This is a genomic window from Streptomyces sp. NPDC028289, assembly GCF_055565975.1.
Genome location: NZ_JBVHTI010000004.1, coordinates 381,365 through 408,075 on the forward strand (window position 1 = coordinate 381,365; position 26,711 = coordinate 408,075).

At 72.5% G+C, this 26,711-nt stretch carries 23 protein-coding genes and 2 pseudogenes; 9 read left to right on the top strand and 16 right to left on the bottom strand.

Annotated elements, in window-relative coordinates:
• Window positions 1-73: 73 nt before the first annotated feature.
• A complete protein-coding gene (locus ACZ4UV_RS21670) occupies window positions 74-1,576 on the bottom strand; it encodes an acyl-CoA synthetase (protein WP_467839877.1) in 1,503 nt (500 codons plus the stop codon).
• Between the two features lie 346 nt (window positions 1,577-1,922).
• Here ACZ4UV_RS21670 and ACZ4UV_RS21675 point away from each other — a divergent pair, with 346 nt between their 5' ends.
• The 3 genes from ACZ4UV_RS21675 (at window position 1,923) to ACZ4UV_RS21685 (ending at window position 7,484) form a co-directional block, all read left to right on the top strand.
• Entirely contained in the window at window positions 1,923-3,395 is a 1,473-nt protein-coding gene (locus tag ACZ4UV_RS21675) for a cytochrome P450 (protein ID WP_467839880.1), read from the top strand.
• Window positions 3,379-4,386 carry a (-)-alpha-amorphene synthase gene (locus ACZ4UV_RS21680; RefSeq protein ID WP_467839883.1) on the top strand — a complete coding sequence of 336 codons (1,008 nt, stop codon included), beginning with the start codon at window positions 3,379-3,381 and terminating at the stop codon, window positions 4,384-4,386. The genes ACZ4UV_RS21675 and ACZ4UV_RS21680 overlap by 17 nt, the downstream gene beginning before the upstream one ends.
• 230 nt (window positions 4,387-4,616) lie before the next feature.
• Window positions 4,617-7,484, top strand: coding sequence for an ATP-binding protein (locus ACZ4UV_RS21685; protein WP_467839886.1), 2,868 nt, complete (start codon window positions 4,617-4,619; stop codon window positions 7,482-7,484).
• 19 nt (window positions 7,485-7,503) lie between these two features.
• Here the strand turns inward: ACZ4UV_RS21685 and ACZ4UV_RS21690 are convergent, their stop codons facing one another.
• The 9 genes from ACZ4UV_RS21690 to ACZ4UV_RS21730 all read right to left on the bottom strand — a co-directional run bounded on the left by ACZ4UV_RS21690 (window position 7,504) and on the right by ACZ4UV_RS21730 (window position 18,050).
• Window positions 7,504-9,057 carry an acyl-CoA synthetase gene (locus tag ACZ4UV_RS21690; protein WP_467839889.1) on the bottom strand — a complete coding sequence of 518 codons (1,554 nt, stop codon included), beginning with the start codon at window positions 9,055-9,057 and terminating at the stop codon, window positions 7,504-7,506.
• Window positions 9,054-10,163: a nitronate monooxygenase gene (locus ACZ4UV_RS21695; RefSeq protein WP_351494932.1), complete on the bottom strand. Its 1,110-nt coding sequence runs from the start codon at window positions 10,161-10,163 to the stop codon at window positions 9,054-9,056. Before ACZ4UV_RS21695 ends, ACZ4UV_RS21690 begins: the two co-directional genes overlap by 4 nt.
• 85 nt (window positions 10,164-10,248) lie before the next feature.
• The gene (locus ACZ4UV_RS21700; RefSeq protein WP_451018157.1) at window positions 10,249-11,820 is read right to left on the bottom strand and encodes a phytoene desaturase family protein; all 1,572 of its coding nucleotides are present in this window, start codon (window positions 11,818-11,820) and stop codon (window positions 10,249-10,251) included.
• A 158-nt stretch (window positions 11,821-11,978) separates the two neighbouring features.
• A complete protein-coding gene (locus ACZ4UV_RS21705; RefSeq protein WP_467839893.1) occupies window positions 11,979-14,213 on the bottom strand; it encodes a serine/threonine-protein kinase in 2,235 nt (744 codons plus the stop codon).
• Window positions 14,214-14,274: 61 nt separating this feature from the next.
• Entirely contained in the window at window positions 14,275-15,120 is an 846-nt protein-coding gene (locus tag ACZ4UV_RS21710) for an oxygenase MpaB family protein (RefSeq protein ID WP_451018155.1), read from the bottom strand.
• Between the two features lie 9 nt (window positions 15,121-15,129).
• Window positions 15,130-16,308, bottom strand: coding sequence for an acyl-CoA dehydrogenase family protein (locus tag ACZ4UV_RS21715; protein WP_467839898.1), 1,179 nt, complete (start codon window positions 16,306-16,308; stop codon window positions 15,130-15,132).
• A gap of 94 nt (window positions 16,309-16,402) precedes the next feature.
• Window positions 16,403-16,927 (bottom strand): cupin domain-containing protein, encoded by a 525-nt coding sequence (locus ACZ4UV_RS21720; RefSeq protein ID WP_451018153.1) that lies wholly within the window; start codon window positions 16,925-16,927, stop codon window positions 16,403-16,405.
• A 241-nt stretch (window positions 16,928-17,168) separates the two neighbouring features.
• Entirely contained in the window at window positions 17,169-17,549 is a 381-nt protein-coding gene (locus ACZ4UV_RS21725; RefSeq protein WP_451018152.1) for a four-helix bundle copper-binding protein, read from the bottom strand.
• Window positions 17,550-17,606: 57 nt separating this feature from the next.
• A complete protein-coding gene (locus tag ACZ4UV_RS21730; protein ID WP_451018151.1) occupies window positions 17,607-18,050 on the bottom strand; it encodes a universal stress protein in 444 nt (147 codons plus the stop codon).
• A gap of 318 nt (window positions 18,051-18,368) precedes the next feature.
• Here ACZ4UV_RS21730 and ACZ4UV_RS21735 point away from each other — a divergent pair, with 318 nt between their 5' ends.
• Window positions 18,369-18,965 (top strand): CBS domain-containing protein, encoded by a 597-nt coding sequence (locus ACZ4UV_RS21735; RefSeq protein WP_451018150.1) that lies wholly within the window; start codon window positions 18,369-18,371, stop codon window positions 18,963-18,965.
• A 78-nt stretch (window positions 18,966-19,043) separates the two neighbouring features.
• On the top strand, window positions 19,044-19,409 hold the full coding sequence (locus ACZ4UV_RS21740; RefSeq protein WP_390038956.1) for a DUF6479 family protein: 366 nt from the start codon (window positions 19,044-19,046) through the stop codon (window positions 19,407-19,409).
• 13 nt (window positions 19,410-19,422) lie between these two features.
• Here the strand turns inward: ACZ4UV_RS21740 and ACZ4UV_RS21745 are convergent, their stop codons facing one another.
• Window positions 19,423-19,878, bottom strand: a complete 456-nt coding sequence (locus ACZ4UV_RS21745; RefSeq protein ID WP_451018149.1) for an RpiB/LacA/LacB family sugar-phosphate isomerase — start codon at window positions 19,876-19,878, stop codon at window positions 19,423-19,425.
• Between the two features lie 10 nt (window positions 19,879-19,888).
• Window positions 19,889-20,740, bottom strand: coding sequence for an NAD(P)-dependent oxidoreductase (locus ACZ4UV_RS21750; RefSeq protein ID WP_467839904.1), 852 nt, complete (start codon window positions 20,738-20,740; stop codon window positions 19,889-19,891).
• Window positions 20,741-20,750: 10 nt separating this feature from the next.
• Between ACZ4UV_RS21750 and ACZ4UV_RS21755 the strand changes: the two are divergent.
• Window positions 20,751-21,017, top strand: a pseudogene (locus tag ACZ4UV_RS21755) (alpha/beta hydrolase fold domain-containing protein); the annotation flags it as partial.
• Window positions 21,018-21,045: 28 nt separating this feature from the next.
• Here the strand turns inward: ACZ4UV_RS21755 and ACZ4UV_RS21760 are convergent.
• Entirely contained in the window at window positions 21,046-21,402 is a 357-nt protein-coding gene (locus tag ACZ4UV_RS21760; RefSeq protein WP_351500824.1) for a 5-carboxymethyl-2-hydroxymuconate Delta-isomerase, read from the bottom strand.
• A gap of 211 nt (window positions 21,403-21,613) precedes the next feature.
• Here ACZ4UV_RS21760 and ACZ4UV_RS21765 point away from each other — a divergent pair, with 211 nt between their 5' ends.
• Window positions 21,614-21,763, top strand: coding sequence for a hypothetical protein (locus ACZ4UV_RS21765; RefSeq protein ID WP_390038962.1), 150 nt, complete (start codon window positions 21,614-21,616; stop codon window positions 21,761-21,763).
• Window positions 21,760-22,581: a methyltransferase domain-containing protein gene (locus ACZ4UV_RS21770; RefSeq protein ID WP_467839908.1), complete on the top strand. Its 822-nt coding sequence runs from the start codon at window positions 21,760-21,762 to the stop codon at window positions 22,579-22,581. The genes ACZ4UV_RS21765 and ACZ4UV_RS21770 overlap by 4 nt, the downstream gene beginning before the upstream one ends.
• A gap of 15 nt (window positions 22,582-22,596) precedes the next feature.
• On the opposite strand, the gene ACZ4UV_RS21775 is transcribed toward ACZ4UV_RS21770, so the two are convergent.
• Entirely contained in the window at window positions 22,597-23,997 is a 1,401-nt protein-coding gene (locus ACZ4UV_RS21775; protein ID WP_467839911.1) for a Fic family protein, read from the bottom strand.
• 136 nt (window positions 23,998-24,133) lie between these two features.
• Between ACZ4UV_RS21775 and ACZ4UV_RS21780 the strand changes: the two are divergent.
• Window positions 24,134-24,588: pseudogene (locus ACZ4UV_RS21780) on the top strand (PaaI family thioesterase).
• Window positions 24,589-24,752: 164 nt separating this feature from the next.
• Here the strand turns inward: ACZ4UV_RS21780 and ACZ4UV_RS21785 are convergent.
• On the bottom strand, window positions 24,753-25,433 hold the full coding sequence (locus ACZ4UV_RS21785) for a response regulator transcription factor (RefSeq protein WP_451022638.1): 681 nt from the start codon (window positions 25,431-25,433) through the stop codon (window positions 24,753-24,755).
• Window positions 25,430-26,635, bottom strand: coding sequence for a sensor histidine kinase (locus ACZ4UV_RS21790; protein WP_451022639.1), 1,206 nt, complete (start codon window positions 26,633-26,635; stop codon window positions 25,430-25,432). Before ACZ4UV_RS21790 ends, ACZ4UV_RS21785 begins: the two co-directional genes overlap by 4 nt.
• Window positions 26,636-26,711 lie beyond the last annotated feature (76 nt).

The following is a 26,711-nucleotide window of genomic DNA, read 5'->3' on the forward strand; positions in this document are numbered from 1 at the left end:
ACTTCTTGGGTCCTGGGCGGGCGTTGTGCCGACGCTCACGTCCCGGGGACTCGCGAGAGCCGCCTCCCGGTCCTCACGAAGCGGGGCCGAACCGCTCCCGCAGCGCCCGCTTCAGGATCTTTCCGCTGGCGTTGCGGGGCAGCGCGTCCACGAACAGGATCCGCTTGGGTGCCTTGAAGGCGGGCAGCTTCTCCTTCACATGGGCGATCAGCCCGGCCTCGTCGATCTCGCCGCGCCGTACGACGACCGCGGTGACCGCCTCGATCCACCGCTCGTCGGGCAGGCCGATCACGGCGGCCTCGGCGACCGCCTCGTGGGTGTAGAGGGCGTCCTCGACCTGTCGCGAAGCGACCAGTACGCCACCGGAGTTGATGACGTCCTTCACACGGTCGACGATCGTGTAGTAGCCGTCGCCGTCGCGCACCGCGAGGTCGCCGGAGTGGAACCAGCCGTCCCGGAAGGCCTCTTCGGTCTCCTCGGGCTTGTCCCAGTAGCCCTCGCACAGCTGCGGTGAGCGGTAGACGATCTCGCCGGGGGTGCCGTCGGGGACGTCGGCGCCGTCCTCGCCGACCACACGTGCCTCCACGAACAGGACGGTACGGCCGCAGGAGTCCAGCCGCCCCTTGTGCTCCTCGGGGGCGAGCACGGTGGCGAGCGGTCCGATCTCGCTCTGCCCGAAGCAGTTGAACAGGGCGAGTTCCGGCAGCCGTTCGCGCAGTCGCTCCAGGACGGGCACCGGCATGATCGACGCCCCGTAGTAGGCCTTGCGCAGTCCGTTCAGGTCGCGGGTGGCGAAGTCGGGCCGGTTGGAGAGTCCGATCCACACGGTGGGCGGCGCGAACAGGCTGTCCACGTCCCCGGCCTCGACGAGGTCGAAGAGGGTGTCGCCGTCGGGCCCGTCGAGGATGATGTTGGTGGCGCCCACCGCGAGGTAGGGCAGCAGGAACACGTGCATCTGGGCGGAGTGGTAGAGCGGCAGCGCGTGTGCGGGCCGGTCCCCGGCACTCAGGTCGAGGGCGGCGATCGCGCTCAGGTACTCGTGCACCAGTGCCCGGTGGGTCATCATCGCGCCCTTGGGCAGCGCCGTGGTCCCCGAGGTGTACAGCAGCTGCACCAGGTCCTCGGTGCGCGGTTCGGGGCCGTCGTAGGGCGCCGCGTCCGCGAGCCGGGCCAGCAGCGAGCCGTCGGCGTCCCGCAGCGGCAGCGCCGGTACGCCGTCGGGGAGCCGGCCGGCCAGATCCGGGTCGGCCAGCACCAGCGAGCTGCCCGACTGGCCGATGATGTACGCGAGGTCGTCGCCGGTCAGGTTCTGGTTGACCGGGACGTGCACCAGGCCGGCGCGGGCGCAGGCGAGGAAGGCGATCAGGTAGGCGTCGGAGTTGTGTCCGTAGGCGCCGACCCGGTCACCGCGGTCGAGGCCCTGGCCGAGCAGGACGCTCGCCGCGCGTGAGACGGCGTCGTCGAGTTCCTGGTACGTCCAGCGTCGCTCGCCGTACCGCACCGCCACCCGTGCGGGGGTGCGGCGGGCGCTGCGCCGCAGTACCCCGTCCACCGTGCTGCCCTGTCCCTGCGTCATGACTCATGATCCTCGGCCTGTCGCGCGGACAGGTCAAGCGACCGCGAAGGCCGACACCGGAATCCCACGGGCCCGCCCGGCCGCTTCCTCTTGCCCACCGGTCGCGGTCGGACCGCAGGACGGGATGGGACCGCACTGGAGTGCCGAAAAGAATCACACTCAATGCACCGTGCATCAAGAGGCCTTCATCCCGCAGGCTTTCTGCTTCAGCGTGCCCCTGTGCGCCCCCGCTGGAGAAAGGTTTCCGGAAACCCGCACATGATTGAACTGGGCAGGACTTGTCTCGGGCTGTCAGCCTCGAAGCAGGTCCGCTCATTTCACGTGTCGTACTGGGCAGGAGGTTTTCATGAACGGTGCTGTGCCTGAACAAAAACGAACGTGGACAGCAGGTTCTGCTCCCGGCATATTCCCACTCCTGGGTCACGGTATCGCCTTATACCGTCGCCCGCTGGCGTTTCTCAATTCCTTGCCCGCGCACGGGGATCTGGTCGAGATACGGCTGGGCCCCCAGCGCGCCTGGATGGTGTGCCACCCGGAGCTGGCCCACGACGTGCTCATGGACCCGCACACCTTCGACAAGGGGGGCCCTCTGTACGACAGGCTGGGCAAGCTGATGGGGGACGGACTGGTCACCTGCCGTCAGCCTGCGCACCGGGACAAACGCAGGCTGCTGCAGCCGGCCTTCCGCCCGTCCCACGCCGCCGCGTACACGGAACTCGTCGCCGAGGAGGCCGAGTCGGTGTGCGAAGGGTGGCAGGCGGGCCGGGCGGTTCCGGTCACCGAGGCGATGACGACCCTCACGACCCGCGTGATCAGCCGGGTGCTGCTCTCCGACTCGCTGGACGACACGACCGCCGCCCAGGTGCGCGACTGTCTCGCCGACGTCGTCCGCGGCCTCTTCGTCCGCACGGTCGTCCCGATCGACGCGCTGTTCCGGCTGCCGACCCCCGCCAACCGCCGTTATCAGCGGGCGCTCGCCCGCCTGCACGCGATCATCGACGCGGTGATCACGGAACGCCGCCGGGGCCCCGCGCGTGACGACGTCCTGGGGACCCTGCTGGCGGCCGCCCACGGCGACGGCACCGCCCGCACCGACCAGGAGATCCACGACCACCTGATGACCCTGCTGCTCACGGGCGCCGAGACCTCGGCCCTGACCCTGGCCGCGGCCTTCAGCCTGCTGGGCCGCCATCCCGAGGCCGAACAGCGTCTGCACGCCGAGCTCGACACCGTCCTGCCCGGCGGCCGCAGGCCCGGCCCCGGCGATCTCCCGGACCTCGTCCGGACCCGGTGCGTGGTCTCCGAGACGCTGCGGCACTCGTCCCCCGGCTGGCTGTTCACCCGCGTCGCCACCCGGGAGACGGAACTCGCCGGACGCCGGCTGCCCGCCGGAGCCACCGTGCTCTACAGCCCCTACCTCCTCCACCACGACCCGTCGTCGTTCCCCGACCCCGAACGCTTCGACCCCGACCGCTGGCTGCCGGGGCGCCCCACCGCCGGACAGCGGCGCGCGATGATGCCGTTCTCCGCGGGCAACCGCAAATGCCTCGGCGACGAGTTCGCCATGGTGGAGGTCACCGTGGCACTCGCGACCATCGCCGGCCGGGTGCGCCTGCGCCATCTCCCCGGATACGTCGCACGGACACCACGCCCCGCGATCACGCTGGGGCCACGCTCACTGGTCATGATCCGCGAAACACGCTCGCACAGTCCGTCAGAGGCGTCGTCGTCCCGCGCTCCGCTCACGCATGGCGCGGTCTGCACCCGACAGGCACCGGACTCCCGATCGGCAGGTGACCACTGTGTCGACAACACATGAGGAAGTCGCGGTCGGTGTGGCGGACGGACCTGCGGCGGCCAGTCTCAAGGACCTCATCGACACCCACCTGCACATGCCCTTCCCGTTCCGGCGCAACCGCCATGAACCGGAGGCCTCGGCCAGTGTGGACGCATGGCTGAGTACGTGGGGGCTGACCGCCGAGCCGGGTGTGGCGGCGATGATCGCCCGTACCCGCCCCGCCCAGCTCGCGTCCTTCACCAGTCCCGCCGTGGACCCCGGGCTCCTGCGCATCGTGGCCCACCAGATCGCCTATCAGTTCGTCTTCGACGACCGGGCGGAGGACGTCGGGCGGCACTCCCCGGCCGGGCTCGTGCCCATGCTGTGCGAGAGCATCGCCGTTCTGCGGGACGACCGCCCGCCCACCACACCGCTCGGAGCGGCCCTGACCGACCTGTACCGGCAGGTCCGGGAACGGTGCACACCAGGTCAGGCCGCACGCTGGGCCTGGAAGAGCCGGGAGTACGTGCACGGTCTGCTGTACGAGGCGGTGGCCCAGGCCCACCCCGTCGCCCTGCGCACGGGAGAGTGCGCCTCGATACGGTCGCTGACCGCGGGTGTCGAGCCGTTCCACCCGCTGTACGAGGCCGCGGCGCCGGACGAACTGTCCGCCGCGGAACTCCACCATCCGGCCGTGGAGCGGCTCAGCCGGCTCTCGGCCGACGCCGCGGTCTGGACAGCCGATCTGTTCTCCGCCGTGAAAGAACAGCGCGCGGGCGAAATGATCAACCTGGCCCTGGCCTACCAGCGCGAACACCACTGCTCCCTGCAGGCCGCCGTCGTCCTGGCCGTCCGGCGGGTCAACAGCACGATCCGCGAGTTCGAAAGGCTCCACGCCGCGGTCGAACCGGAGTTGAGTCCCGCGGGCGTCGTCTATGTGGAGGGCATGATCGGCTGGATCCGCGGGTGTTACCACTGGTCCCGAACCGTACCCCGGTATGCGGACGTGGCGTCGGTGCCCGCCGTGACGTAGCGGCGTCCGGCGCACTCCCGCAACCGCGCCCGAGGAAGGTGGCGATCAGAGCCCCTTACCCGGAAGGGGGACATTGTCCCTTCTCCAGTTCATGATTCACCCGATAGTACTCAGTCCGGCCTGCTCACACCGCGACAGGGCGTACGCTCGGCTGTCCCCGGGCCGAACGAAAGAAAGCGGTACGGCATATGGCGACGGAGCCGCGGCAATCGATCACGGGCCAGGAGACCTTGATCGAGCGCCGACGGGAACTTCAGGCCCTCGACGCGGCGTTCCGGGAATTGCGGCACACCACGGGCGGCGTTCCGCGGACACGGAGCAACGGGCTGCTCGCTTTTTCCGGGGCGGCCGGACTGGGCAAGACGGCACTCATCACGGAAGCACGCGCCCGAGCCGCCGCACACAGGTTCACGGTGTTGTCGGGCAGGGGCAGCGAGACGGAGCAGGGCTCGGCGTTCCACGTGGTACGCCAGTTGATGCAGCCCCCGTTGGCACGAATGGACGAGGCGGAACTCCGCGTCTTCCTGGGCAGCTGGTACGACACCGTTGCCGCCGTCCTCGGACTCGAAGCCACCGGGCCTGCCCCCGCACCGGACCCGACCGGAGTCCGCGAGGGTCTCGACTGGGTCATGACGCGGCTCACGGTGAAGAAGGCCCCCGTCGTCCTGGTCCTGGACGACCTCCACTGGACCGACCCCGAGTCACTGAGCTGGCTCACCTCCTTCGCACCACGGGTCGAGGATCTCCCCCTGCAGATCGTCGTCACCTACCGGCCCGACGAACTGCCCCCCGAGGCGGGCCGGCTCCGCACGCTCGCCGGAGACCACGGGAACCGCCCCCACAACCTGGCCCTGCTCACCCCGGAGGGCGTCGCACAGATCGTCAGGAACGAGATCGGGGAGGCGGCCGGGGACCGGTTCTGCAAGGAGTGCTGGTCGGCCACCGGCGGCAGCCCCTTCGAGTCGGTGGAACTCGCCATCGGACTCGCGGAGCGGAAACTGGGCGGCACCGACGACGACCTGCCCGCGATGCGTGAACTGGCCGCCGCGATCAAGGGCCCGGGGCTGATCGAACGCCTGGAACGGCTCGGCACCACGACCGTGCGCTTCGCGCAGACCGCGGCCGTGCTCGGTTCGCCGTTCTCGCCGGAGCTCGCCGCGGCCATCGCCGTGCTCGGTGACGAGGCCGTCGCCGAGGCGACCGGGAAGCTGCGCGCCGCCCGGATCCTGGCGGAGGGGCACGGCCACGAGGGCGAGCTGGAGTTCGTGCACCCCCTGATCGCCACGACGATCTACCGGTCCATCCGCACGGGCTTCCGGACCGGTCTGCACAACACCGCGGCGCAGGCCGTGCTCGCCGCGGGTTACGGACCCGCCAAGGCCGCCCGGCATCTGCTGGAAGTCCCCTGCGAAGAGCGTCCCGAGACCGTGGCGTGTCTGCGCGAGGCCGCCCGCGCATACCTTCGCGCCGGTGCCACCGAGGCGGCACGGCGTCTGCTGACCCGCGCGCTGCAGGAACCACCCCTGCCCGAGGACCGTGCCGCGGTCCTTCACGAACTCGCCTGCGCCACGTTCCTGCTCGAGCCCACGGCGACGGTGCGGCATCTGCGCCAGGCGCTGGCCCAGCCGCACGTCGACCCCGATCTGCGCGCCTCCATCGTCTACCGGCTGACCACGGCCATGGCGCACACCGATCAACTGGCCGAGGCCGTGGACGTGGCGGCCGAAGAGGCACGGCAGGCCACGAATCCGCGCGTCAAACTGCGCATGCAGGCCGACCAGTTCGTCTGGAGCATGGTGCGGCCGGACGACCACGACTCGCCCACCCGCTCCCGGACGCTGGCGCGCCTGGCCGGGAAACTGCCCGGCCGCAGCCTGGAGGAGCGCTACATCCTGGGACTGCGGGCCTGGGACGCGGCCATGCGCGGCGAACCGAGGGAGACCTCCCTCGCGTACGCCGACAAGGCCCTGGACGGCGGCATGAGCTGGACCGACGAGAACCGGGGGTTCGAGGTACCCCTTTCCGTCGCCCTGGTGTACATGTACGGCGACCAGCCGCGACGGGCCGAGGAGCTGTTCAGCAAGGGGATCGCCGAATGCGTGGCCAAGGGCTGGCACGGTTCCCACCTGGCGTTCGGCCAGACCATCGCCGGGTACATCCGCTACCGCCGCGGCAGCCTGGCCGAAGCCGAGGACGCCGTACGGGAGGGTCTGCGGATCGCCGACAAGGTGGACGGGGTCGTGGCAGCCCAGTGGTTCGGCGTGAGCATCCTCATCAAGACCCTGCTGGCCCGCGGGCGCATCGCCGAGGCACGCGCGTTCGCCGACGATCACCACTTCGGCGCGACGCCGGTCAACGCCGTCATCTACCCCGACCCCCGCACCGTCTACGCCGAACTCCTCCTCGCCGAGGGGCGGCACGCCGAGGCGGCGCGGCTGTTGTCCGAGGTCGGGGAGTGGCTGGACGGGCGGGGCTGGCGGAACCCGGCCTGGTGCCCGTGGCAGCTGCGACTCGCGACCGCGCTGGCCCCCACCGCTCCCGAGGAGGCGGTGGGTCATGCGGAGGAAGCCGTGCGCAGGGCCCGGGAGTTCGGTGCCGGCTCGGCCGTGGGGCAGGCCCTGCACACGCTCGCCGAGGTGACCCGCGGACCGGCTGCGGTCGACCTGTACGCGCAGGCCGTCGAGCAGCTGGAGCAGTCGCCGGCCGCCTACGAACTCGCCCGCGCGCAGATCGGCCACGGTGCCGCGCTGTCCCTGGCCGGCCGGCTCCAGGAGGCCGCCGACCGGCTCTACCAGGGGCTGGAGGGAGCCGTCCACTGCGGGGCCGAGGCCCTCGCCGCCCGGGCCAGGGAGGAGCTGTCGGCGGCCGGGCTGCGGCCGTTGCCGTTGCGCTACGCGCAGGTGGACACGCTCACCGCGCAGGAACTGCGGACCGCCGAACTGACCGTCCGGGGACACGCGGTGGGTGTGGTCGCCAAGGAGCTGCACCTCACCGAGCAGGGTGTGCGGCAACTGCTGTCCAGCGTCTACCGCAAGCTCGGCACCGATGCCGCCGGCCTCACCGGGTTCCTGGAGGCCCGGCACCGGCCGCGCTCCTGAAGCGCGGGGTCCCGGCCGGTCACACCGACCGGGTGCGGCCCTCCCAGTACGGGTCCCGCAGCCGCCGCTTGTACAGCTTGCCGTTGGGGTCGCGGGGCATCTCGGCGATGAAGTCGACGGTCTTGGGGCGCTTGTAGCCGGCCAGGTGTCCGGCGCAGTGGGCGAGGAGGGCGGCGGCGAGGTCCGGGCCGGGTTCGTGTCCCGGGGCGGGTTCGACGACGGCCTTGACCTCCTCGCCCCAGTCGTCGTGCGGGATGCCGAAGGCGGCGGCGTCGGCGACGGCGGGGTGAGAGAGGAGCACGGACTCGATCTCGGCGGGGTAGATGTTGACCCCGCCCGAGATGATCATGTCGATCTTGCGGTCACGGAGGAACAGGTAGCCGTCCTCGTCGAGGTAGCCGAGGTCGCCGACGGTGAAGAAGTCGCCGATGCGGTTCTTCTCCGTCTTGGCCCGGTCCTTGTGGTAGGCGAAGCCGCCGGTGTTCATCTTCATGTAGACGGTGCCGAGTTCGCCCGGTGGCAGCCGGTTGCCGTCGTCGTCGAAGACCGCGAGTTCGCTGATGGGCCAGGCCTTGCCGACCGTACCGGGCTTCTTCAGCCAGTCCTCGGCGGTCGCGAAGGCGCCGCCGCCCTCGCTGGCCGCGTAGTACTCCTCGACGCTGGGGCCCCACCAGTCGAGCATGGCCCGCTTCACGTGGTCCGGGCAGGGCGCGGCGCCGTGGATGGCGTGCCGCATGGAGGAGACGTCATGGTGTGCGCGCACTTCCTCGGGGAGGGCGAGCAGGCGGTGGAACTGGGTCGGGACCATATGGGTGTGGGTGCACTTGTGTGTGTCGATCAGGCGGAGCATCTCCTCGGGGATCCACTTGTCCATGAGGACCAGGCGGTGGCCTATGTGGAGGGACGCGCCCGCGAACTGGAGTACGGCCGTGTGGTAGAGCGGCGAGCAGACCAGGTGGACGTTGTCGTCGAAGGGGCGGATGCCGAAGATGCCGAGGAAGCCGCCGAGGTAGGCCTCCTCGGGGAGTTTGCCGGGCAGCGGGCGGCGGATGCCGCGGGGGCGGCCCGTCGTGCCCGAGGTGTAGTTCATGACCCAGCCGAGTTCGCGGTCCGCGGGCGCCGACTCCGGCTGTCCGTCGAGGAGTTCGGCGTACGGCCGGAAGCCCTCGACGTCGCCGACCGCGTACCGGTGGGTGGCCGGGAGGCCGGCCTCGTCGGCGGCGTGGCGGGCCGGCCCGGCGAACCGCTCGTGGGCGAGGAGCACCTTGGCGCCGGAGTCGGCGACGATCCAGCCGATCTCCGGACCGACGAAATGGTGGTTGATCGGGACGAGGTAGAGGCCGGCCTGGGTGGCGGCGAGGTAGGCGGTGAAGAACTCGGGCCCGTTGGGCAGGACGACCGCGAAGGCGTCGCCGCGCTCCAGGCCCGCGGCCCGGAGTCCGTGGACGAGCTGGTTGACGGCCGCGTGCAGGCGGCCTGCGGTCCATTCCTCGCCGTCGGGTGCGACGAGCACCTTGCGGTCGGGATCGCTCGTGGCCTGGGCCCAGAATCCGGCGGGGGGCGTGCTGGTCACTTGCCGCTCCTTCCGGCGATGCGGTTGATGCGGTCGACGGCCTGTTCGAAGCCCCGGGTGAGGTCGTCGAAGACGGCCTGGACGCTGCGTTCGGCGGTCATGCGGCCGACGATCTGGCCGACGGGGGTGCCGAGCAGGGGCTCGACCTCGTACTTCTGGATGCGGGTCAGTGCCTCGGCGACGAGCAGGCCCTGCAGGGGCATGGGGAGGGTGCCGGGGCCGTTCGCGTCGTCCCAGGCGTCGGTCCACTCGGTGCGCAGCTGGCGGGCCGGTTTGCCGGTCAGGGCGCGGGAGCGGACGGTGTCGCCGGAGCCGGCGGCGAGCAGTTTGCGGGTCACCGCGGGCGAGGAGAGGTCCGCTTCCGTGACGGTCAGCCACATGGAGCCCAGCCACACCCCCTGTGCGCCGAGGCTGAGCGCGGCGGCCACCTGCTGCCCGCTGCCGATCCCGCCCGCCGCCAGCACCGGCAGCGGGGCGACCGCGTCGACGACCTCCGGGGTGAGGACCATGGTGGCGATCTCGCCGGTGTGGCCGCCGGCCTCGTAGCCCTGGGCCACGACGATGTCGATGCCCGCGTCCCTGTGCTTGATCGCGTGCCGGGCGCTGCCGGCGAGTGCGGCAACGAGGACGTCCTGGTCGTGGGCGCGGTCGACGACGTCGGCGGGCGGGGAGCCGAGGGCGTTGGCGAGGAGCCGGATCGGGTAGTCGAAGGCGACGTCGAGCTGGGTGCGGGCGACCTGTTCCATCCACCCGGTGATGCGCCAGCCGGACGCCTCGCCGTCGGCCAGCTCGGGCACGCCGTACTTGGCGAGGGTGTCCCGCACGAACTGCCGGTGCCCCTCCGGGATCATCGCCTCGACGTCGGCCTCGGTGACGCCTTCCACCTTCTTGGCGGGCATCACGACGTCGAGCCCGTACGGCTTGCCGTCGACGTGCGCCTCGATCCAGTCGAGGTCGCGTTTGAGGTCGTCGGGGGCGGTGTAGCGGACCGCACCGAGCACTCCGAAGCCGCCGGCCCGGCTGATGGCCGCGGCCACGGCGGGAAACGGCGTGAAGCCGAAGACGGCGTGCTCGACTCCCAGGGTCTTGCTCAGCTCCGTCTGCATGGGCGCAGGATGCCGCAGTCGTGCGGCCGACGGAAGAGGTTTTCTGATGCTCCGTCAGATTCTTTGACGGCGTCCCGGTCGGGGGTCAGCCCTCCCGCTGCTCCAGTACCGCCATCGCCGCGTTGTGCCCCGGCACCCCGCTCACCCCTCCCCCGCGCACCGCGCCCGCCCCGCAGAGCAGCACGTTGGCGTGCCGGGTCTCCACGCCCCAGCGGCCGGTGCCGTCCTGGGCGTAGGGCCAGGACAGGTCGCGGTGGAAGATGTTGCCCCCGGGGAGGCGGAGGTCGCGTTCGAGGTCCAGGGGGGTCTTCGCCTCGATGCAGGGGCGGCCGTCGGCGTCCAGGGCCAGGCAGTCGATGATCGGCTCCGCGAGGTGGGCGTCGAGCTGCGCGAGGGTGGACTTGAGGAGTTCGTCGCGTACGGCGTCGTTGTCGGCGGCGAAGAGCCGGGCCGGGGTGTGCAGGCCGAAGAGGGTGAGCGTCTGGTAGCCGCGTTCGGCCAGGTCACGGCCGAGGATCGTGGGGTCGGTCAGGGAGTGGCAGTAGATCTCGGAGGGCGGGGCGGCGGGCAGCCTGCCGGCCGCCGCCTGGGCGTGGGCGGTGGCCAGTTGCCCGTAGCCCTCGGCGATGTGGAAGGTGCCGGAGAACGCCTCCCGCGGGTCGACGGCGGTGTCGCGCAGCCTGGGCAGCCGCTTGAGCAGCATGTTCACCTTGAGCTGGGCGCCCTCGGCGGGCTCCGGGGCCGGGTCGCCGGTGAGGGCGGCGAGTTCCTGCGGGGAGGCGCCCACCAGGACGTGCCGGGCGGCGGCGACGCCCTCGCCGTCCGCGGTGCGGTAGACGACCTCGGCGGCCCGCCCGTCGGTCTCGATCCGCACCGCCTCGTGCCCGGTGGCGAGCACCGCGCCCGCCGAGCACGCGGCGGCGGCCAGCGCGTCGGTGAGGGCGCCCATGCCGCCGACCGGTACGTCCCAGGCGCCGGTGCCGCCGCCGATGACGTGGTAGAGGAAGCAGCGGTTCTGGCGCAGCGACGCGTCGTGGGCGTCGGCGAAGGTGCCGATCAGGGCGTCCGTGAGGACGACCCCGCGCACCAGGTCGTCCGTGAAGTTCTCTTCGATCGCGACCCCGATCGGCTCCTCGAACAGGGCCCGCCAGGCCGCCTCGTCGTCGATCCGGCGGCGCAGTTCCTCACGCGCGGGCAGCGGCTCGGTGAGCGTCGGGAAGACGCGCTCGGCGACCCGGCCGGTCGTGCCGTAGAACCGCTGCCAGGCCTGGTACTCCGACTTGCCCCCGGTCAGCCGTTCGAACGCCTCGCGGATCCGCCGCTCGCCACCGCCGACCAGCAGCCCGGTCGGCCGCCCGTCGCGTTCCACGGGGGTGTACGAGGAGATGGTGCGGCCGCGGACCCGGAAATCCAGGCCGAGGTCGCGGACGATCTTCCTCGGCAACAGGCTGACCAGGTAGGAGTAGCGGGACAGCCGCGCGTCGACGCCGGCGAAGGGGCGGGTGGAGACCGCGGCGCCGCCGGTGCGGCCCAGCCGCTCCAGCACCAGTACGGTGCGGCCGGCCCGGGCCAGGTAGGCCGCCGCGACGAGGCCGTTGTGGCCGCCGCCGACGATGATGGCGTCGTAGCTCCGGGTTGCTTCGGTGGCAGGGGGCATGGCTCTTCGTAACACATGATGATCTAGGCAAGTAAGAGGCATGCCGGTGCGCTTCGCGGGGAGGGTCGGTTTGCATGTACCGGCCGGTGGGGGCTGATCGCGCCCACGCGGCGGAGCCGCATATGTGTCACAGCCCCGCGCCCCTCTGGGGGCGCGTTTCAGAGCCCTCCGCCGGACGCGCGCTGCTGGCGCAGTACCGCCACCCTCCGGTACAACTCCACCGCCTCGGCGCCCCGCCCCAGTTGCTCCAGGCAGTGAGCCTCGTCGTTGCGGCTGGCGAGGGTGTCCGGGTGGTCCGGGCCCAGGACTCTCTCCCGTGCACCGGCCACCCTCCTGTACTCCGTCAGCGCGTCCGGCCAGCGGCCCAGCCAGCCGAGGCCCACCGCGACCTCGCGGCGGCTGACCAGGGTGTCGAGGTGGTCCGGGCCCAGGACCCGGTCGCGGATCGCACACACGTCGCGGGACTCCGCGAGGGCCTCCTCCCAGCGGCCGAGGCGGCCGAGGTTGACGCCGAGGCCGTGGCGGGCGCGCAGGGTCTCGGGGTGGGCGGGGCCCTGGACGCGGGTGCGGTCGTCGATCAGGGCGCGGTAGAGGGTGAGCGCGTCGGCGCTGCGGCCCAGGCGACCCAGGCTGATGCCGACCTCGTACCGGGCGGCGAGGGTGTCGGGGTGGTCGGCGCCGAGGGCGCGGCCACGGGCCTCGGCGACCTCGCGGTAGGTCTGCAGGGCCTCCTCCCAGCGGCCCAACTGGCCGAGCGCGTAGGCGACTTCGTAGCGGGTGACCAGGGTGTCGGGGTGCAGCGGACCGAGCACCCGGGCGCGGGCCGCGGCCACGTCGTGGGCCATGCGGTACGAGTCCTCCGGGCGGCCCAGCCTGCTGAGGTTGAAGGCGAGGTTGTGGCGGCAGCGCAGGGTGTCCGGATGGTCGGGGCCGGTCAGCCGTTGCCGGGCGGCGAGGACGGCCGTGTACACCTGGTGGGCGTCGAAGTGGCGGCCCAACTGGCCCAGCACGTAAGCCGTTTCCTGACGGGTGGCGAGAGTGTCGGGATGGTCGGCGCCCAGTGCGCGCTCCCGGGCGACGGCGACCTCGGTGTACTCGCGCAGTGCGTCGGCGGCGCGGCCGGTGCGGGAGAGGGTGAAGGCGATCTCGTAGCGGCTGGCGAGGGTGTCGGGGTGGTCGGGGCCGAGGAGGTGGGTGCGTTCGGCGGCGACGGCGCGGTGCACCTCGCCGGCCTCGGCCCAGCGGCCGAGCCGTCCCAGGCTGAGCCCGGCGTTGTGGCGGCCGGCGAGGGCGGCGAGGGTCTCCGGGGAGGGGACGGGTACCGCGGGGAGCGGTTCCGCGACGCCGGTGGCCGGGCGGGCGATCCACTCGCCGGTGAGTCCGGCGCCGGGGTCGGGCGGGGTGGTGCGCAGGGCCGCGCCGGTGGCCTTGTGGCCGGTGGTCATGGACCGGGTCCAGGACGGCAGCCGGGGCTCCCGGGCGGCCGGTTCCGTGGGCCGGAGCCGGGGCTGCGCGGTGACGACGGTGGGGACGTAGGTGGGGGTCGTCCGCCCGGAGGTGATCCGGCGGCCCAGCTCCCGGGCGTCGTAGGGCCGTTGCTCGGGCCGTTTGGCCAGCAGGTCGAGGACGACCTTCTCGAACCAGCCGGGCAGCTCGGGGCGGTGGGAGCGCGGCGGGGCGGGCGGGGTGTCGCGGTGGCCGACGAGGATCGCCCAGGCGTCGTCGAGGTCGAACGGCGGTGCCCCGGTGGCGATCTCGTAGAGGACGCAGCCCAGTGAGTACAGGTCGCTGCGCTGGTCGACCTCGGTGCCGCCGATCTGCTCCGGGGACATGTAGTGCGGGGTGCCCATGGCGATGCCGGTGCCGGTCAGCCGGGAGGTGAAGCCGATGTCGTGGCCGAGGCGGGCGATGCCGAAGTCGCAGATCTTCACCGTGCCGTCGGTGAGCCGCATGATGTTCGCCGGTTTCAGGTCCCGGTGCACGATGCCCTGCTGGTGGGTGTAGGCGAGGGCGGCGGCGACCTGCTCGGCGATGTCGACGACGTCGCCGACGGGCAGGGGATGGTGCTTGTCGTCCTCCATGAGCTGGCTGAGATTGCGGCCGTTCAGCAGCTCCATCACCAGGTAGAGGATGCCGTCGTACTCGCCGAAGTCGTGGACGACGGTGACCCCGCGGTGGGAGAGGGCGGCGGCGACTCTCGCCTCACGGCGGAACCGTTCGCGCAGGACGCGGGTGAACGCCTGGTCGTGGTGCGGGCCCAGCGGTTTGAGGCACTTGACGGCGACCTGCCGACCGAGTGACTCGTCGCGGGCCCGCCACACCTCGCCCATGCCGCCCCGCCCGATCAGGTCGAGCAGCCGGTACCTCCCCTGGACCAGCCTGCTGTCAGCCATCGCGCGCCGTCGCCCCCCCGTCGCGGTCCGTGACACCCCCTTGCTCGCCCAGTATGGCTGTCTATCGCCCGACTTTGTACGGTGCGGGGCGTGCGTCCGGACCGAGCCTCGCCATGGCGCGCAGGATGTGTTTGGGCGGGAGTTGCCAGCGCAGACGTGCGGGAACACAGCGCAGCAGGGTGCCGGTGGCGTGCAGTCGGCGGGTGACGACCGCGGGCCGAGGGGCCGGTCTGCCGTACAGCTCGTGGGCGTACGGCGGCAGGGAGGCGTACGCCAGCCTGGCCACGCGCCGCCACAGTACTTCGCGCGCCGGTATCAGAAGCGGGTGCGTCGGCGGGCGCAGCAGGAAGTCGTCCACCGCGCGTGCGTCGGCGCCGACTGCGAGTTGCGGTCGTACCTTCTCGAAGTAGGCGGTCATCTCCTCCTGGTCGCCCGGCACGGCGGCGGGGTCGAGGCCGACCAGGCGGCCGCTGACCCGGTGTTCGGCGATGTAGCGGTCGGCCTGCGCGTCGGTGAGCGGGAAGCCGGAGCGGCGGACGACGTGCAGGTAGGAGTCGATCTCGGCGCAGTGCACCCACAGCAGCAGGTCGGGTTCGTCGACGCCGTACCGTTCGCCGGTGTCCGGGTCCGTCGCGCCCAGCATGCTGTGGAGCTTCCGGATCCGCGCTCCGGTGCGCTCGGCGGCCTCGGTGGTGCCGTAGGTCGTCGTACCGACGAAGTTCGCGGTCCGCATCAGCCGGCCCCAGGCGTCACGGCGGAAGTCGGAGTTCTCCATGACACCGCGCAGCGCGCGAGGATGCAGGGCCTGGAGATAGAGCGCCCGGATGGCGGCGACCCACATCATGGGGTCACCGTGCATCTGCCAGGTCACGGAGTCGGGGGTGAAGAGCCCGGCATCACCGTCCATACCGGCAGGCTAACGCCGTACCCGTGGCATCCCCAGCCCGATCCAGGAGATGATCTCCCGCTGGATCTCGTTGTTGCCGCCGCCGAAGGTGAAGATGACCGCCGAGCGGTAGCCGCGTTCCAGGTCGCCGTGGAGGACCGCGCCGGCCGAGGCCTCCTTGAGCGGCCCGGCCGCGCCGACGACCTCCATCAGCCAGGCGTAGGCGTCGCGGCGGGCCTCGGAGCCGTAGACCTTGACGGCGGAGGCGTCCTGCGGGGTGAGGCTGCCCTCCTGGACGGCGCTCACCATCTGCCAGTTGAGGAGCTTCATGGCGTCCAGGCGGGTGTGGGTGCGGGCGAGGTCGCGCCGCACCCAGGGCAGGTCGACGACGCGGCGGCCGTCGGCGAGCTTGGTCTCCATCGCCCAGCGCTGCACGTCGTGCAGGGCGCGGATGGCCATGGTGCCGTGGGCGGCGAGGGTGACGCGCTCGTGGTTGAGCTGGTTGGTGATCAGCCGCCAGCCGTGGTTCTCCTCGCCGACCCGGCGGGCGACGGGGACGCGGATGTTCTCGTAGTAGCTGGCCGTGGTGTCGTGCGAGGCGAGGGTGTTGATGACGGTGCAGGAGTAGCCGGGGTCGGTGGTCGGCACCAGGAGCATGGTGATGCCCTTGTGCGGCGGGGCCCCGGGGTCGGTGCGGGTGGCGAGCCAGACCCAGTCGGCGGTGTCGCCGTTCGTCGTCCAGATCTTCTGGCCGTTGACGACGTACTCGTCGCCGTCGCGCACAGCCCGGGTCTTCAGGGCGGCGAGGTCGGTGCCGGCGTCGGGCTCGCTGTAGCCGATGGCGAAGTCGATCTCGCCGGAGAGGATGCGTGGCAGGAAGTACGACTTCTGCTCGGCGGTGCCGTACTGCATGATCGTCGGGCCGACGGTGTTCAGCGCCATCAGCGGGAGCGGTACGCCGGCCTGGGCGGCCTCGTCGAAGAAGATGAACTGCTCCATCGCGGTCAGGCCGCGGCCGCCGTACTCCTTGGGCCAGCCCACGCCGAGCCAGCCGTCGGTGCCCAGGCGGCGGACGGTCTCCCGGTAGAAGCGTTTCTGCGCGGCCGGGTCGGCGTAGCGGGCGTAGGCGTTGTCCGGCACCAGGCCGGCGAAGTAGGCGCGCAGTTCGGTGCGCAGCCGCTGCTGCTCGGGCGTGTGGTCGAGGTGCACGGCGCCTCCAGGCTCCCCAAGGGCGGTCCTGACGGCGCACACCGTAGAACGTGTTCCAGAAATTGGGAATGGCGGCGGCCCGCCGTGACCGGTGTCAGCTCTGGCCGGGTGCCAGCGGGCTGCCGTGCAGGGAGCCGAGCACCTCGGGGCCCAGGACCTTCAGCAGCGGCTCGGTGAAGGCGCCGTCCACGAGGACGAACGCCATCCGGGCCGCCGCGTCCGTGCGGTTCTCCCAGCGGTGGTCGGTGCCGCGCTGGATCACCACGTCCCCGGCGCGCAGCAGCCGCTCGGAGTCGTCGAGGACGAGGACGACCTCGCCGGTCAGGACAATGCCGTAGTCCACGGTCTGGGTCCGGTGGGTCGGGGAGACACAGCCCGGCGGAAACTCGTTGACGCGGATCTTGGTGCCGCCGGGGGCCGGCGGCACGGTCAGGTCGCGCTGTGTGGGCTCGGGCTCGTCCGCCGCGACGGGTGCCGGGACGGAGTCGGTGTTCCACATCTCGTAGAAGGCGGCGCCGTCGGGCGCGGTGCGGATGACGGGCGGCTCACCGTCGGAGAGGAACACGGAGGTACCCGTCTCGTCGTGACCGGTGACGATCCGGCGGGGCGGCTGGCTCATGGGAGTGCTCCTCTTGTGGCACGGGCGCGGCTGGGAACGGTGGGCGGTACCCACGTCACGCTAGGCAGCCCGGCGGTACGGCGGAAACGCGTATCGGCGATGCCAGCCATCGGGTCAGCGGTTCGCGCCGGCCCGGGCCGCCGCCGCGCGGATCTGCTTCGGTGCCAGGGCGAGCGCGGTGACCGGCGCCCGAACCGGGGCCGAAGGAGGCCACGCCACCCCGGCGAACGCCCCGATGGGGTCAGCCGAGTGCCGCCATGAAGTCCGTGCAGGCCGCGGCGCACACCCGGCAGGCGGCCGCGCTCTGTTCGGCGCCCGGACGGGCGTCGAAGGCCCGCGCGCAGTCGAGGCAGACCGTGCGGCACCACTCCAGCTGAACGCGCAACCCCTCCGCGTCCCGGTCGGTCTCCTCGGTCAGTGCCCGGCAGGTGGTGTCGCACACCTCGGCGCACATGATGCCGGTGCGGCGCAGCCGGTCCGCCTCCGCGTCGGCGGTCCCGCCCGGATCCAGCACCCCCGCACGCAACGCGCACATCCGGGCGCACTCCGTGCACGCCTGCGCGCACGTGAACCGGTCTTCCAGGAACCGGTACAGGTCCTGCTGAGAAGACGTCCAAGTCATACGGCCCGGGTAACCAGCACGCGGCCCGGGCAAACGCCGCCTGTTGCCGGCGGTTGCTCAGTCCTGCGCCGCGCGGACGATCACGACCGGGCAGGTGGCGTGCTGGGACACCTGCTGGCTGACGGAACCGAGCAGGGCGCGGGCGAACCCGCCCCGGCCGCGGCTGCCGACGACGAGGGCCTCGGCGCCCTCCGCGGCCCGCAGCAGGACGTCGGTGGTGTTGCCGTGCACCAGGTGGGAACGGACCGAACCCGCCGCGTCCGCGCCGAGTACGTCGGTGAGCTCCTGCCGCATCTTGACCCGGGCCTCCTCCGCGTCGATGTCCATGTCGACGGCGGGCCCCGACCAGCCGTACAGCCCCGGCAGTTCCCACACGGCGACCGCCTCCACGACACCGCCGACGAGGCCGGCGTACCGCAGGGCCCAGCGCAGGGCCGCGTACGAGGACGGCGATCCGTCGACGCCGACCACGACCCGCCGCTCGGTGACATCCCTGTCCATCCGTTCCACCTCTCCTCGGGCGTTCGGCAGGCCCCCTCCACCTCCACGCTGCGCGACGGGCGGCCGCACCGCCAGAGAAGTGCGGCCGGGGGCATGACACCGCCCGCCGCCCGCCGCACGAGTGGGGAGCGGTGAATTCCGGACCGGTGGCCCCTGGTGGCATGGGCGTTCCCGTGGTGTGCTGGAGGTGACGGGAAGGACCCGCAGTGGCGCGGGGAAGCGGCCGGCCACGGTCGCGCACCGTGCAATCAGGATCCGCGAGAAGTGGATGGCGTCCTTCCCGCCCTCTCGTGATCGGTGGGATCCGAGGAGGCGACCATGCACGACAGCCCGCACACCGTCGGCGACGTGATGACCCGCAACCCCGTGGCCGTGGGCCGCGCCGCCCCGTTCAAGGACGTCGTCACGCTGATGGACCGGTGGAAGGTCAGCACCCTGCCCGTGCTGGAGGGCGGGGGCAGGGTGATCGGCGTCGTGTCCGAGGCCGATCTGGCCAGGGCCCGCGGGGTGACCGCCGGGGAGCTGATGAACGCGCCCGCGGTGACCGTGCGCGCCGACGCCACCGTGGCGGAGGCGGCACGCGTCATGGCCCGGCGCGGGGTCAAGCGGCTGCCTGTCGTCGACGGTGCGGGCGTGCTCAGGGGCATCGTCAGCCGGGCGGACCTGCTGAAGGTGTTCCTGCGTGCGGACGAGGAGCTGACCGAGGAGGTGCGCCGGGAGGTCGTCGACCGCCTGTTCCCGCTCTCCGCCGACCACATCCGGGTCGAGGTCACCGAGGGGGTCGTCACCCTGACGGGCTGGATCGACAGCCCGGAACCGGCACCGGTCGCCGAGCGGCTGACCCGCGCCGTGGAGGGCGTGGTCGACGTCCGCTGCCGCCTCTGCCCGGTCTCGGTACGCGACGATCCGCACTGACCTCCTGTCGCCCGCTGTGCACGATCAGCTACCGATTACGTCCGGTTCACACCGTTATGAGAGGGGTATCCCTTGGCTATGAGTACGGAACCGATGCAGCTGGCCGCTCCCAGCGGCCTACTGAGTCTCGCGCTCTTCCTGGTGGCCGTGGCCGTGCTGGCGATGCTCGCCGGGGGCTTCTGGCTGGGCAACCGGGTCAAGTACCGCGAGTCGCCCCGGCCGCGCCCCGAGGAGCAGCCGAAGCTGCCACCGGAGGGTGCTGTGCACGAGATCCGGGAGAACCGCGAATCGGAGGAGATCCCGCTGATGCCCAAGGGCGGCCGTCCGCTCACCCCGTACGAACTCAGCAACCAGCAGACCAGGCCGAGCGCGTCGAAGGACCGGCCGCGCTGGAGCAAGGGCTCCAGCGGCTCGTTCGGCGGCGGCGGGCTCGGCGCCCACTGACTCCGGACACTCCCTAGACGGCCCCGTGGCCCGCGTCGAGGCGACCGACGTGGGCCACGTTCCCGAGGTCCTCGGCGTCCTGGCTCGGCGTGGCCGCAAACCAGGCGTCGAGGATCTCCTTGAGCACCGGCTGCGACGTCAGCCGCAGGCCGATGGCGAGGACGTTGGCGTCGTTCCAGCGGCGGGCGCCGTCGGCGGTGTAGGCATCGGCGCAGAGGGCGGCGCGCACGCCGGGCACCTTGTTGGCGGCGATCGAGGCACCGGTGCCGGTCCAGCAGCACACCACGGCCTGGTCCGCGGCGCCGGCGGCGACGTCACGGGCGGCCGTCTCCGAGCAGACGGCCCACTGCGGGTCGGCCCCGGGTTCCAGCGCGCCGTACGTCCGCACGTCGTGGCCGCGGCTGCGCAGCTCCTCGACGAGGAGGCGGGCGACGGGTTCGTCCATGTCGGAGGAGACGGAGATCCGCATGTCCCGGAGCCTAGCCGGTCACCGGTGGCGCCGCGGTGTCCGTGCGGGCCTCGATCGCGGTGAGGACCGAGGACATGTCGAGGCGGGCGTTACCGAGCCGTACGCTCTCGCCGTAGAGCTCGCTGCTGAGGTCGAGCATGGGGGTGGCGATGCCGGCCGCGCGGGCCGCGTCGGCGATCAGCCGGGTGTTGGCGTAGGCGTCGGCGGTGGCGGCCTGCACCGTGAAGTCGTGGGCCGCGAGCATCGGGACCTTGACCCGGGTGATGCCGCTGCCCAGCCGGCCGGAGTCGACGACGGCGCGGAAGATCTCCAGGTCCAGACCCTGCCGCTGGGCGAAGTGGACGGACTCGGCCCGTGCCGCGAGCGTCGTGTCCAGGTACAGGTTGACTGCCAGTTTCATGAGGACGCCGGACCCGGCCGGACCGCAGTAGACGGTCTCCCGGCACATCGGGGCGAGCAGCGGCCGTACCTCCGCCACCGTGTCGGGGTCGCCGCCGACCATCGCGACCAGCTCGCCCGCCTCGGCCGGCTTGCGCGACCCGGAGACCGGCGCCTCGACGAAACGGGCGCCGGCGGCCTCGATGTCGGCGGCGAGTCCCCGCGCGCACTCCGGCGCCGTCGAGCCCGTCGACACGACGACCCGGTCGGCGACCAGCTTCGCGAACTCCGGGCCGCCCCGGCCGAGGACGGTGTCCGTCACCGTCTCGTCGACGAGCATGACGAACACGACACGGGCGTGGGCGAAGACCTCCTCGGCGCTCGCCGCCACCCGCGCCCCGGCCGCCCGCAGCGCCTCCGCCCGCCCGGGCGTCCGGTTCCACACGACGAGCGGGGTGCCGGCCCGGGCGAGGTTGAGCGCCATGGGCTGCCCCATCACCCCGAGCCCGACGAAGCCGTACACCGGGGCACCGGTGCTGCCGGTCGCTTGCGTCATCGTCGCCGAGGCCGACGTCCTGCGCGACGAGGGCGAGGCCTACGCCAACAAGCTCCGCGAAGCCGGCGTACCCGTCACCGCCGTCCGCTTCCAGGGCATCATCCACGACTTCGTGATGCTCAACGCACCGCGCGAGACCCACGCCGCCGAAGCCGCCATCTCCCTGGCCGCACGCACCCTGCACACCGCCCTCCACACCGCCTGACGGCCGGTGGCGGCACGTCGGACGCGGTTCAGAGGGTCCGGAGACGGTACGAGCCGCCCAGGTCACGCACCTCCACGGAGCAGACCACGGCCTGGGGCGTGCCCACCCCCAGGTGCTTCTCCAGCAGGGCGAGCACGTCCTCGGACAGCAGGGCCTTGACCGCGTCGGGCCGCCCGGGGAGCAGCCCGACCTCCACGTGCACGAACGCCGCCGCAGCGCCGTGCCGGTCCGCCACCCGGGCCTCGGCCGCCTGCCGGAACAGCATCTTGCAGGTGCCCGCCGAACCGCTCCCCTCCAGCACGGTCGGCTGCAGCTCTGCCGCGAAGACCCGCAGGTCGAAGGAGTCCGCGAGCCGCGGGGAGTAGTCGACGGTGACGTGCGGCATGGCGATCCCGATCCTCCTGGCCGGCCGGCTTCCCCGACCGTGTTCCGCTGTGCCGGTCACCCCCGGCACGACTCGTGTGCTCGTGTGCGGCGAAGTCAGTTGTATCAGCCATCGATCTGCCGGGGTCCGGTGGAGCCCCGGTGGAGGGCGCCCGGCCCTTCGGCCGATCGGCCGCTCGCGCGGCGCGCCTCGGCGGTGCGGGCGGGCGCCGGTGGAGGATCGGTGGGGCGGGCGGCCCCGGGACGGGCCGCCCGGTACCCCCACCACGTGCGAAGGCCCGGCGATGAAACTCTTCGACGCCCCGCTGTTCCGGCTCACCGAGTTCGACGGCAGTCCCGGCATCACCAGGGCGGCGGTGTGACCGCCGCGCCGGGCGGCGGCCGCTACGGCGAGGCCGTCTTCCGTCCCGAACAGGCCGGTGAGGGCCGGCGGATCGACGTCGGCGCACTCGTCTACGACGACATCACCATGGCGCGGCTGCGGGCCCTCGGCGCCGGGCCGGGGTGGCGTTGCCTCGACGTGGGGGCCGGCACGGGCACGGTCTCCGGCCGGCTGCTGGACGAGGCCGGGGTGGAGAGCGTGCTCGCCGTGGACCGCGACGTACGGTTCCTCGCCGAGCGGCCCGGGCTCGACGTGCTGGAAGCCGACATCACCACCGGCCTCACCGCCCAGGGCGTCGCGCCCGGCCGGTTCCGGCTCGTCCACGCGCGCTTCGTGCTGATGCACCTGCCCGAGCACGAGCGACTGATCACGACGCTGGCCGGACTCGTCGCGCCCGGCGGTGTGCTGGTGCTCAGCGACGCGGTCGACCTGACGAGCGACCGGACGCCCGACACGCCGTACACCACGGTGATGCGGGCCATGTGGCAGGGGCTGCGGGCCGCCATCGGCACGGACCTCTCCTGGGTGCCGTCGTATCCGCAGTTGCTGCGCGGTGCGGGGCTCGGGTCCGTGGCCGCCGAGATCCACGTGCCGCCGCTGGTGCCGGGCAGTCCCGTCAGCCGCTTCTGGGCGGACACCTGGGAGCGGAGCCGGGCCGCGATGCTCGCCACCGCCCTGGTCGACGACGCCGCCGTGGACGCGGCCATCCGCTACCTGGAGTCCGAGGAGTGTGCCGCGCTGTCGGCCGGCATGCTCACCGTCTGGGGCTGGAAGGCCGACGACGGCACCTCCCCCTGATCGGAGGGGATCCGGTCAGGAGGCCGGGGCGGCGGCTCGGCGCCGGGTCTCCGCGAGGTGGACGTCGACGTAGTTGGCGAGCGACAGGGCGTCCCGAGCAGAGTCGGCCTGCAAGGTGACGCGGCGCAGCAGGCTGACGCTGTCGAGCGTGACGCCTTCGCGAGCGAGGACGAAGACCAGGGCGAGGAAGGCGGAGCGGGCGTTCCCGTCGTCGAAGGGGTGGAAGAAGCACACGTCGAGGTAGGCGCGGGCGGCCCGGGCGGTCAGCGGGAGCGGTGCGCCGGCGTCCTCGGCGCTCCCGGCGCTGTCTGCCCTCCCGGCGCTCTCGGCCAGGCAGGCGTCGAGGCGGGCCCGGGTGTCCGGGGCGATGCCGTAGCGCTCCCGGCCGCGCTTGGCGAAGGCGGGCAGGGTGCGGAACTCGGGCGGCCGTGCGGTGCCCAGGACGTGCTGCTGCCAGCCCTGGAGCAGTGCGAAGTCGAGCGGCGCGCCGTGCGCCGCGTCGGCCCGGAGCCGTTCGAGCGCGGCGAGCAGTCCCTCGGCGCGGGCGGGGTCCAGGGCGCGGTCGAAGGCGCGGACGTCCTCGGCCGCACCGTCGCGTGCCGGTGTCACCGGTCCTTCCCCGCCACGGTTCGAGGCCTCCTGCCAGGCCACGGTCTCGCGTACGGCGAGCCACCGTGCCAGGTGGTCGACGGCCGGCCCGGCGGTCGGCCGCGGTCCGCCGGACGCCGGCAGCGACCGCGCGAGGCGCTCCGCGATGTCGTCGACCACCACGCCGTCCGGGGTGATCCAGCTGTGGAACCGACCGCCGACCGCCTCGTCGACGAGTTCGCGCGCGTTGCCCGGTGCGACTCCCCAGCGGTCGAGGAACCAGCCGAGCACCTGCCGGCAGTGCCCGTACCAGCCGCTGCCGCAGCCGGTACGGTCGACGACCTGCAGGATCAGGTTCCGGGCGGCGCGCTCCCACAGGATCCGCTGGTCCTCGATGCCGGCCGGATCCAGCGGGTACGCCTCGAACCGCCCGGCGAGGCTCTCCAGCCACGTCCGCCACTCGCACAGTGCCGCGACGACCCGGTCGAGTGTCTCCTCCGGTGTGCTGATCGAATCCCGCGGGCAGCACCAACTCCCGACGGGCCCGCCGCCGAGGTCCCCTTCGTCGTGCGCCCAGCGCCAGCCCACGGCCCAGCGGCCGTAACGCCTCATCAGGGCGTACGACATGGAACTCGCCCAGAGACCGCCCTCGCCATGGCTCCAGGCACTCATCGCCGGATCGGCCGGGGACAGGTCAGGACGGCTCGGAACGCATCGGGCCGGACCGAGCGAGCGCACCACCCGCTCCGCCGCCGCGTGGTCGAACGGATGACGGACGGGGTCCACCTCGTCCCAGGACAGGTCGAACGGCCACAGCACGGACTTCACCGCGCAAGCCTCCACGACCGTCCCGCGGCCGGGCAACTGCATTGGCGGGGTGGATCCGGGGAACACTTCCCGGCTGATCCGGCCTAGCCTTCCTCACGCGGCGAAGCAGGCGCGGCCCCGGAGGGAGAGCGCGTACGTGAACGACCGGACGCAGCAGGAAGAGGCGAGCCCCGTGGTCCGCAAACGTGTTCAGGACAGCTTCGACGCGCAGGGGCTGATGACTCATCTCGGCGCGCGGATCACGAAGATCGCACCGGGCCGTGTGCACATCGTGCTTCCGGCCCGCCCCGAGGTGACCCAGCAGCACGGCTACATCCACGCCTGCGCCACCAGCGCGGTCGCGGACAGGGCCGGCGGTTACGCGGCGCTCACGCTGTCCCCGAGGACTGCGACGTCCTCACCGTCGAGTACAAGATCAACCTCCTCGCGCCCGCCGTCGGCGACCACATCGAGGCGATCGGCACGGTGCTGAAGTCCGGCCGCACCCTGACCGTGTGCCGGTTGGAGGTGTACGGCGTCCGGGACGACGGCGAGCGCACCCTGGTGGCCAACGGCCAGCAGACGCTGATCCGCTTGGGCGGCACCGGCTGAGCTCCGCCCGCACGGCTGCCGGGGAACCGGCACTCGGCCTGTCACGGGCGGCGGTGTCTGCGGCGAGGCCGACGTACCAGCGTGTTCCGACAGTCGATCGTGTCGCGGCCGGGCAGGTGCGCTCGGTGGGCCGGTCGTGTGGAAGGGGCGGGGCGGGCTCGCGCTCAGATCTGCCGTGACTCCGGGCGTACGAGGCCGGTCTGGTAGGCGATGACGACGAGCTGGGCGCGGTCGCGGGCGCCGAGTTTGGTCAGGGCGCGCTGGATGTGGCTGCGGACGGTCAGGACGCTCAGGACGAGTTCCGCGGCGATCTCGTCGTTGGACCTGCCGCGGGCGGCGAGCGCGGTGACCTCCCGTTCGCGCGGGGTGAGGGCGTTCAGGCGCTCCGGGGGTGCCAGGAGGTTGCCGGGTGCGGGGCCGGCGAGGAAACGGGTGATGAGGGCGCGGGTGGCGCCCGGGGAGAGCAGGGCCTCGCCCGCGGCGACGGTGCGGATGCCGTCGAGGAGGGTGTCGGTGGTGACGTACTTGCCGAGGAAACCGCTGGCGCCGACGCGCAGCGCCCGGGCGACGTATTCGTCGGTCTCGTACATGGTGAGGACGAGGACGCGGGTGCCGGCGAGCTCGGGGTCGGCGCAGATGGCGGCGGTGGCGGCGAGGCCGTCCGTGCCGGGCATGCGGATGTCCATGAGGACGATGTCGGGGCGGTGGGTGCGGGCCAGGTCCACCGCCTCCTTGCCGTCGGCTGCCTCGGCGACCACCTCCAGGTCCGGGCAGGAGTCGATCAGCAGCCGGAAGGTGCCCCGCAGCAGGGCCTGGTCGTCGGCGAGCAGGACTCGGACACTCACGCGGCGGCCTCTGGTTCTTCCGGTGCGAGGGAGTGGAGCGGAAGGGCGGTGGTGACTTCGAAGCCGCCGCCGGAGCGGGGTCCGGCCCGCAGGTCGCCGCCGACGGAGTGGGCGCGTTCCCGCATGCCCATCAGGCCGAAACCTCCGTGGGCGGCCGCCGGGGCGGTGGGAGTGCCCTCGTTGGTGACCGAGATGAGCAGCCGGGTCCGCTCGTAGGCGAGCCGGACGTCGGCGCCCTGGCCGGCCCCGTGTTTGGTGACGTTGGTGAGGGCTTCCTGGATGATCCGGTACGCCGTCAGGTCCACGCCCGGGGACAGCGGGCGGGGTTCGCCCTCGGTGGTGAGGGTGACGTCGAGCCCGGCGCCGGCGCAGGTCGAGACCAGGTCGGGCAGCCGGTCCAGGCCGGGGGCGGGTTCCAGGGACTCGCCGTCCGGGTCGCCGGACTGCCGCAACACCCCGACGGTGGCCCGGAGTTCGATCAGTGCCGAGGACGTGGTGACCGTCAGTTCGTCGAGCAGCGCCAGCGCCTGCTCGGGCCGGGTGGGCACGAGGTGGCGGGCGGTGCCGGCCTGGGCGTTGGCGACGGCCATGTGGTGGGCGACGACGTCGTGCAGCTCGCGGGCGATCCGCATCCGTTCCTCGGCGACCCGCAGCCGGGCCTCCTCCTCCCGGGTGCGTTCGGCGTACGCGGCCCGGGCCTGTACCGACTCCAGGTAGGCGGTGCGCAGCCGGGCGCCACCGCCGCCGACGAGGGGCAGCAGCAGCCACAGGACGGGGCCGACGGTGCGCAGCAGCAGCATGTCGGTCGTGGGGTTGTCGAGCATGGCGGCGATCACCACCACGGCCATGGCCACCAGCCCGAACACCCGCGCGGTTTCCCGGTCGGTCTCGGCGGACAACCAGTACAGGGCCAGCATGAGGGGGGCCAGCATGAGGGGCGTGGGGAGGTAGCCCTGGGCGAGGGTGGCCACCGTACCGGCCATGGCCACGGCGGCGACGGCGCGCGGGTGGTCGCGGGCCCGCAGCAGGGCGAGGCAGGTGACGGCCGCGATGATCACGGCGGGCCACTGCTCCCGCGGCTGGCTGAGGCCGGGGAAGCGGAGCAGGGCGCCCAGGGCCACGCAGCCGAGGAGCGAGAGGACCGTGGCCGCGTCCACGAAACGGCGGTAGCGTCCCGTTCTCCTGTCCAAGGTGGTGGTCATGTGTGTCTCTCCGGGTGCGGGGCCTGGGTCCATGGTGGCCGACGTCGGCCGTGGAACGCCCGGTCGGGTCGCCCGT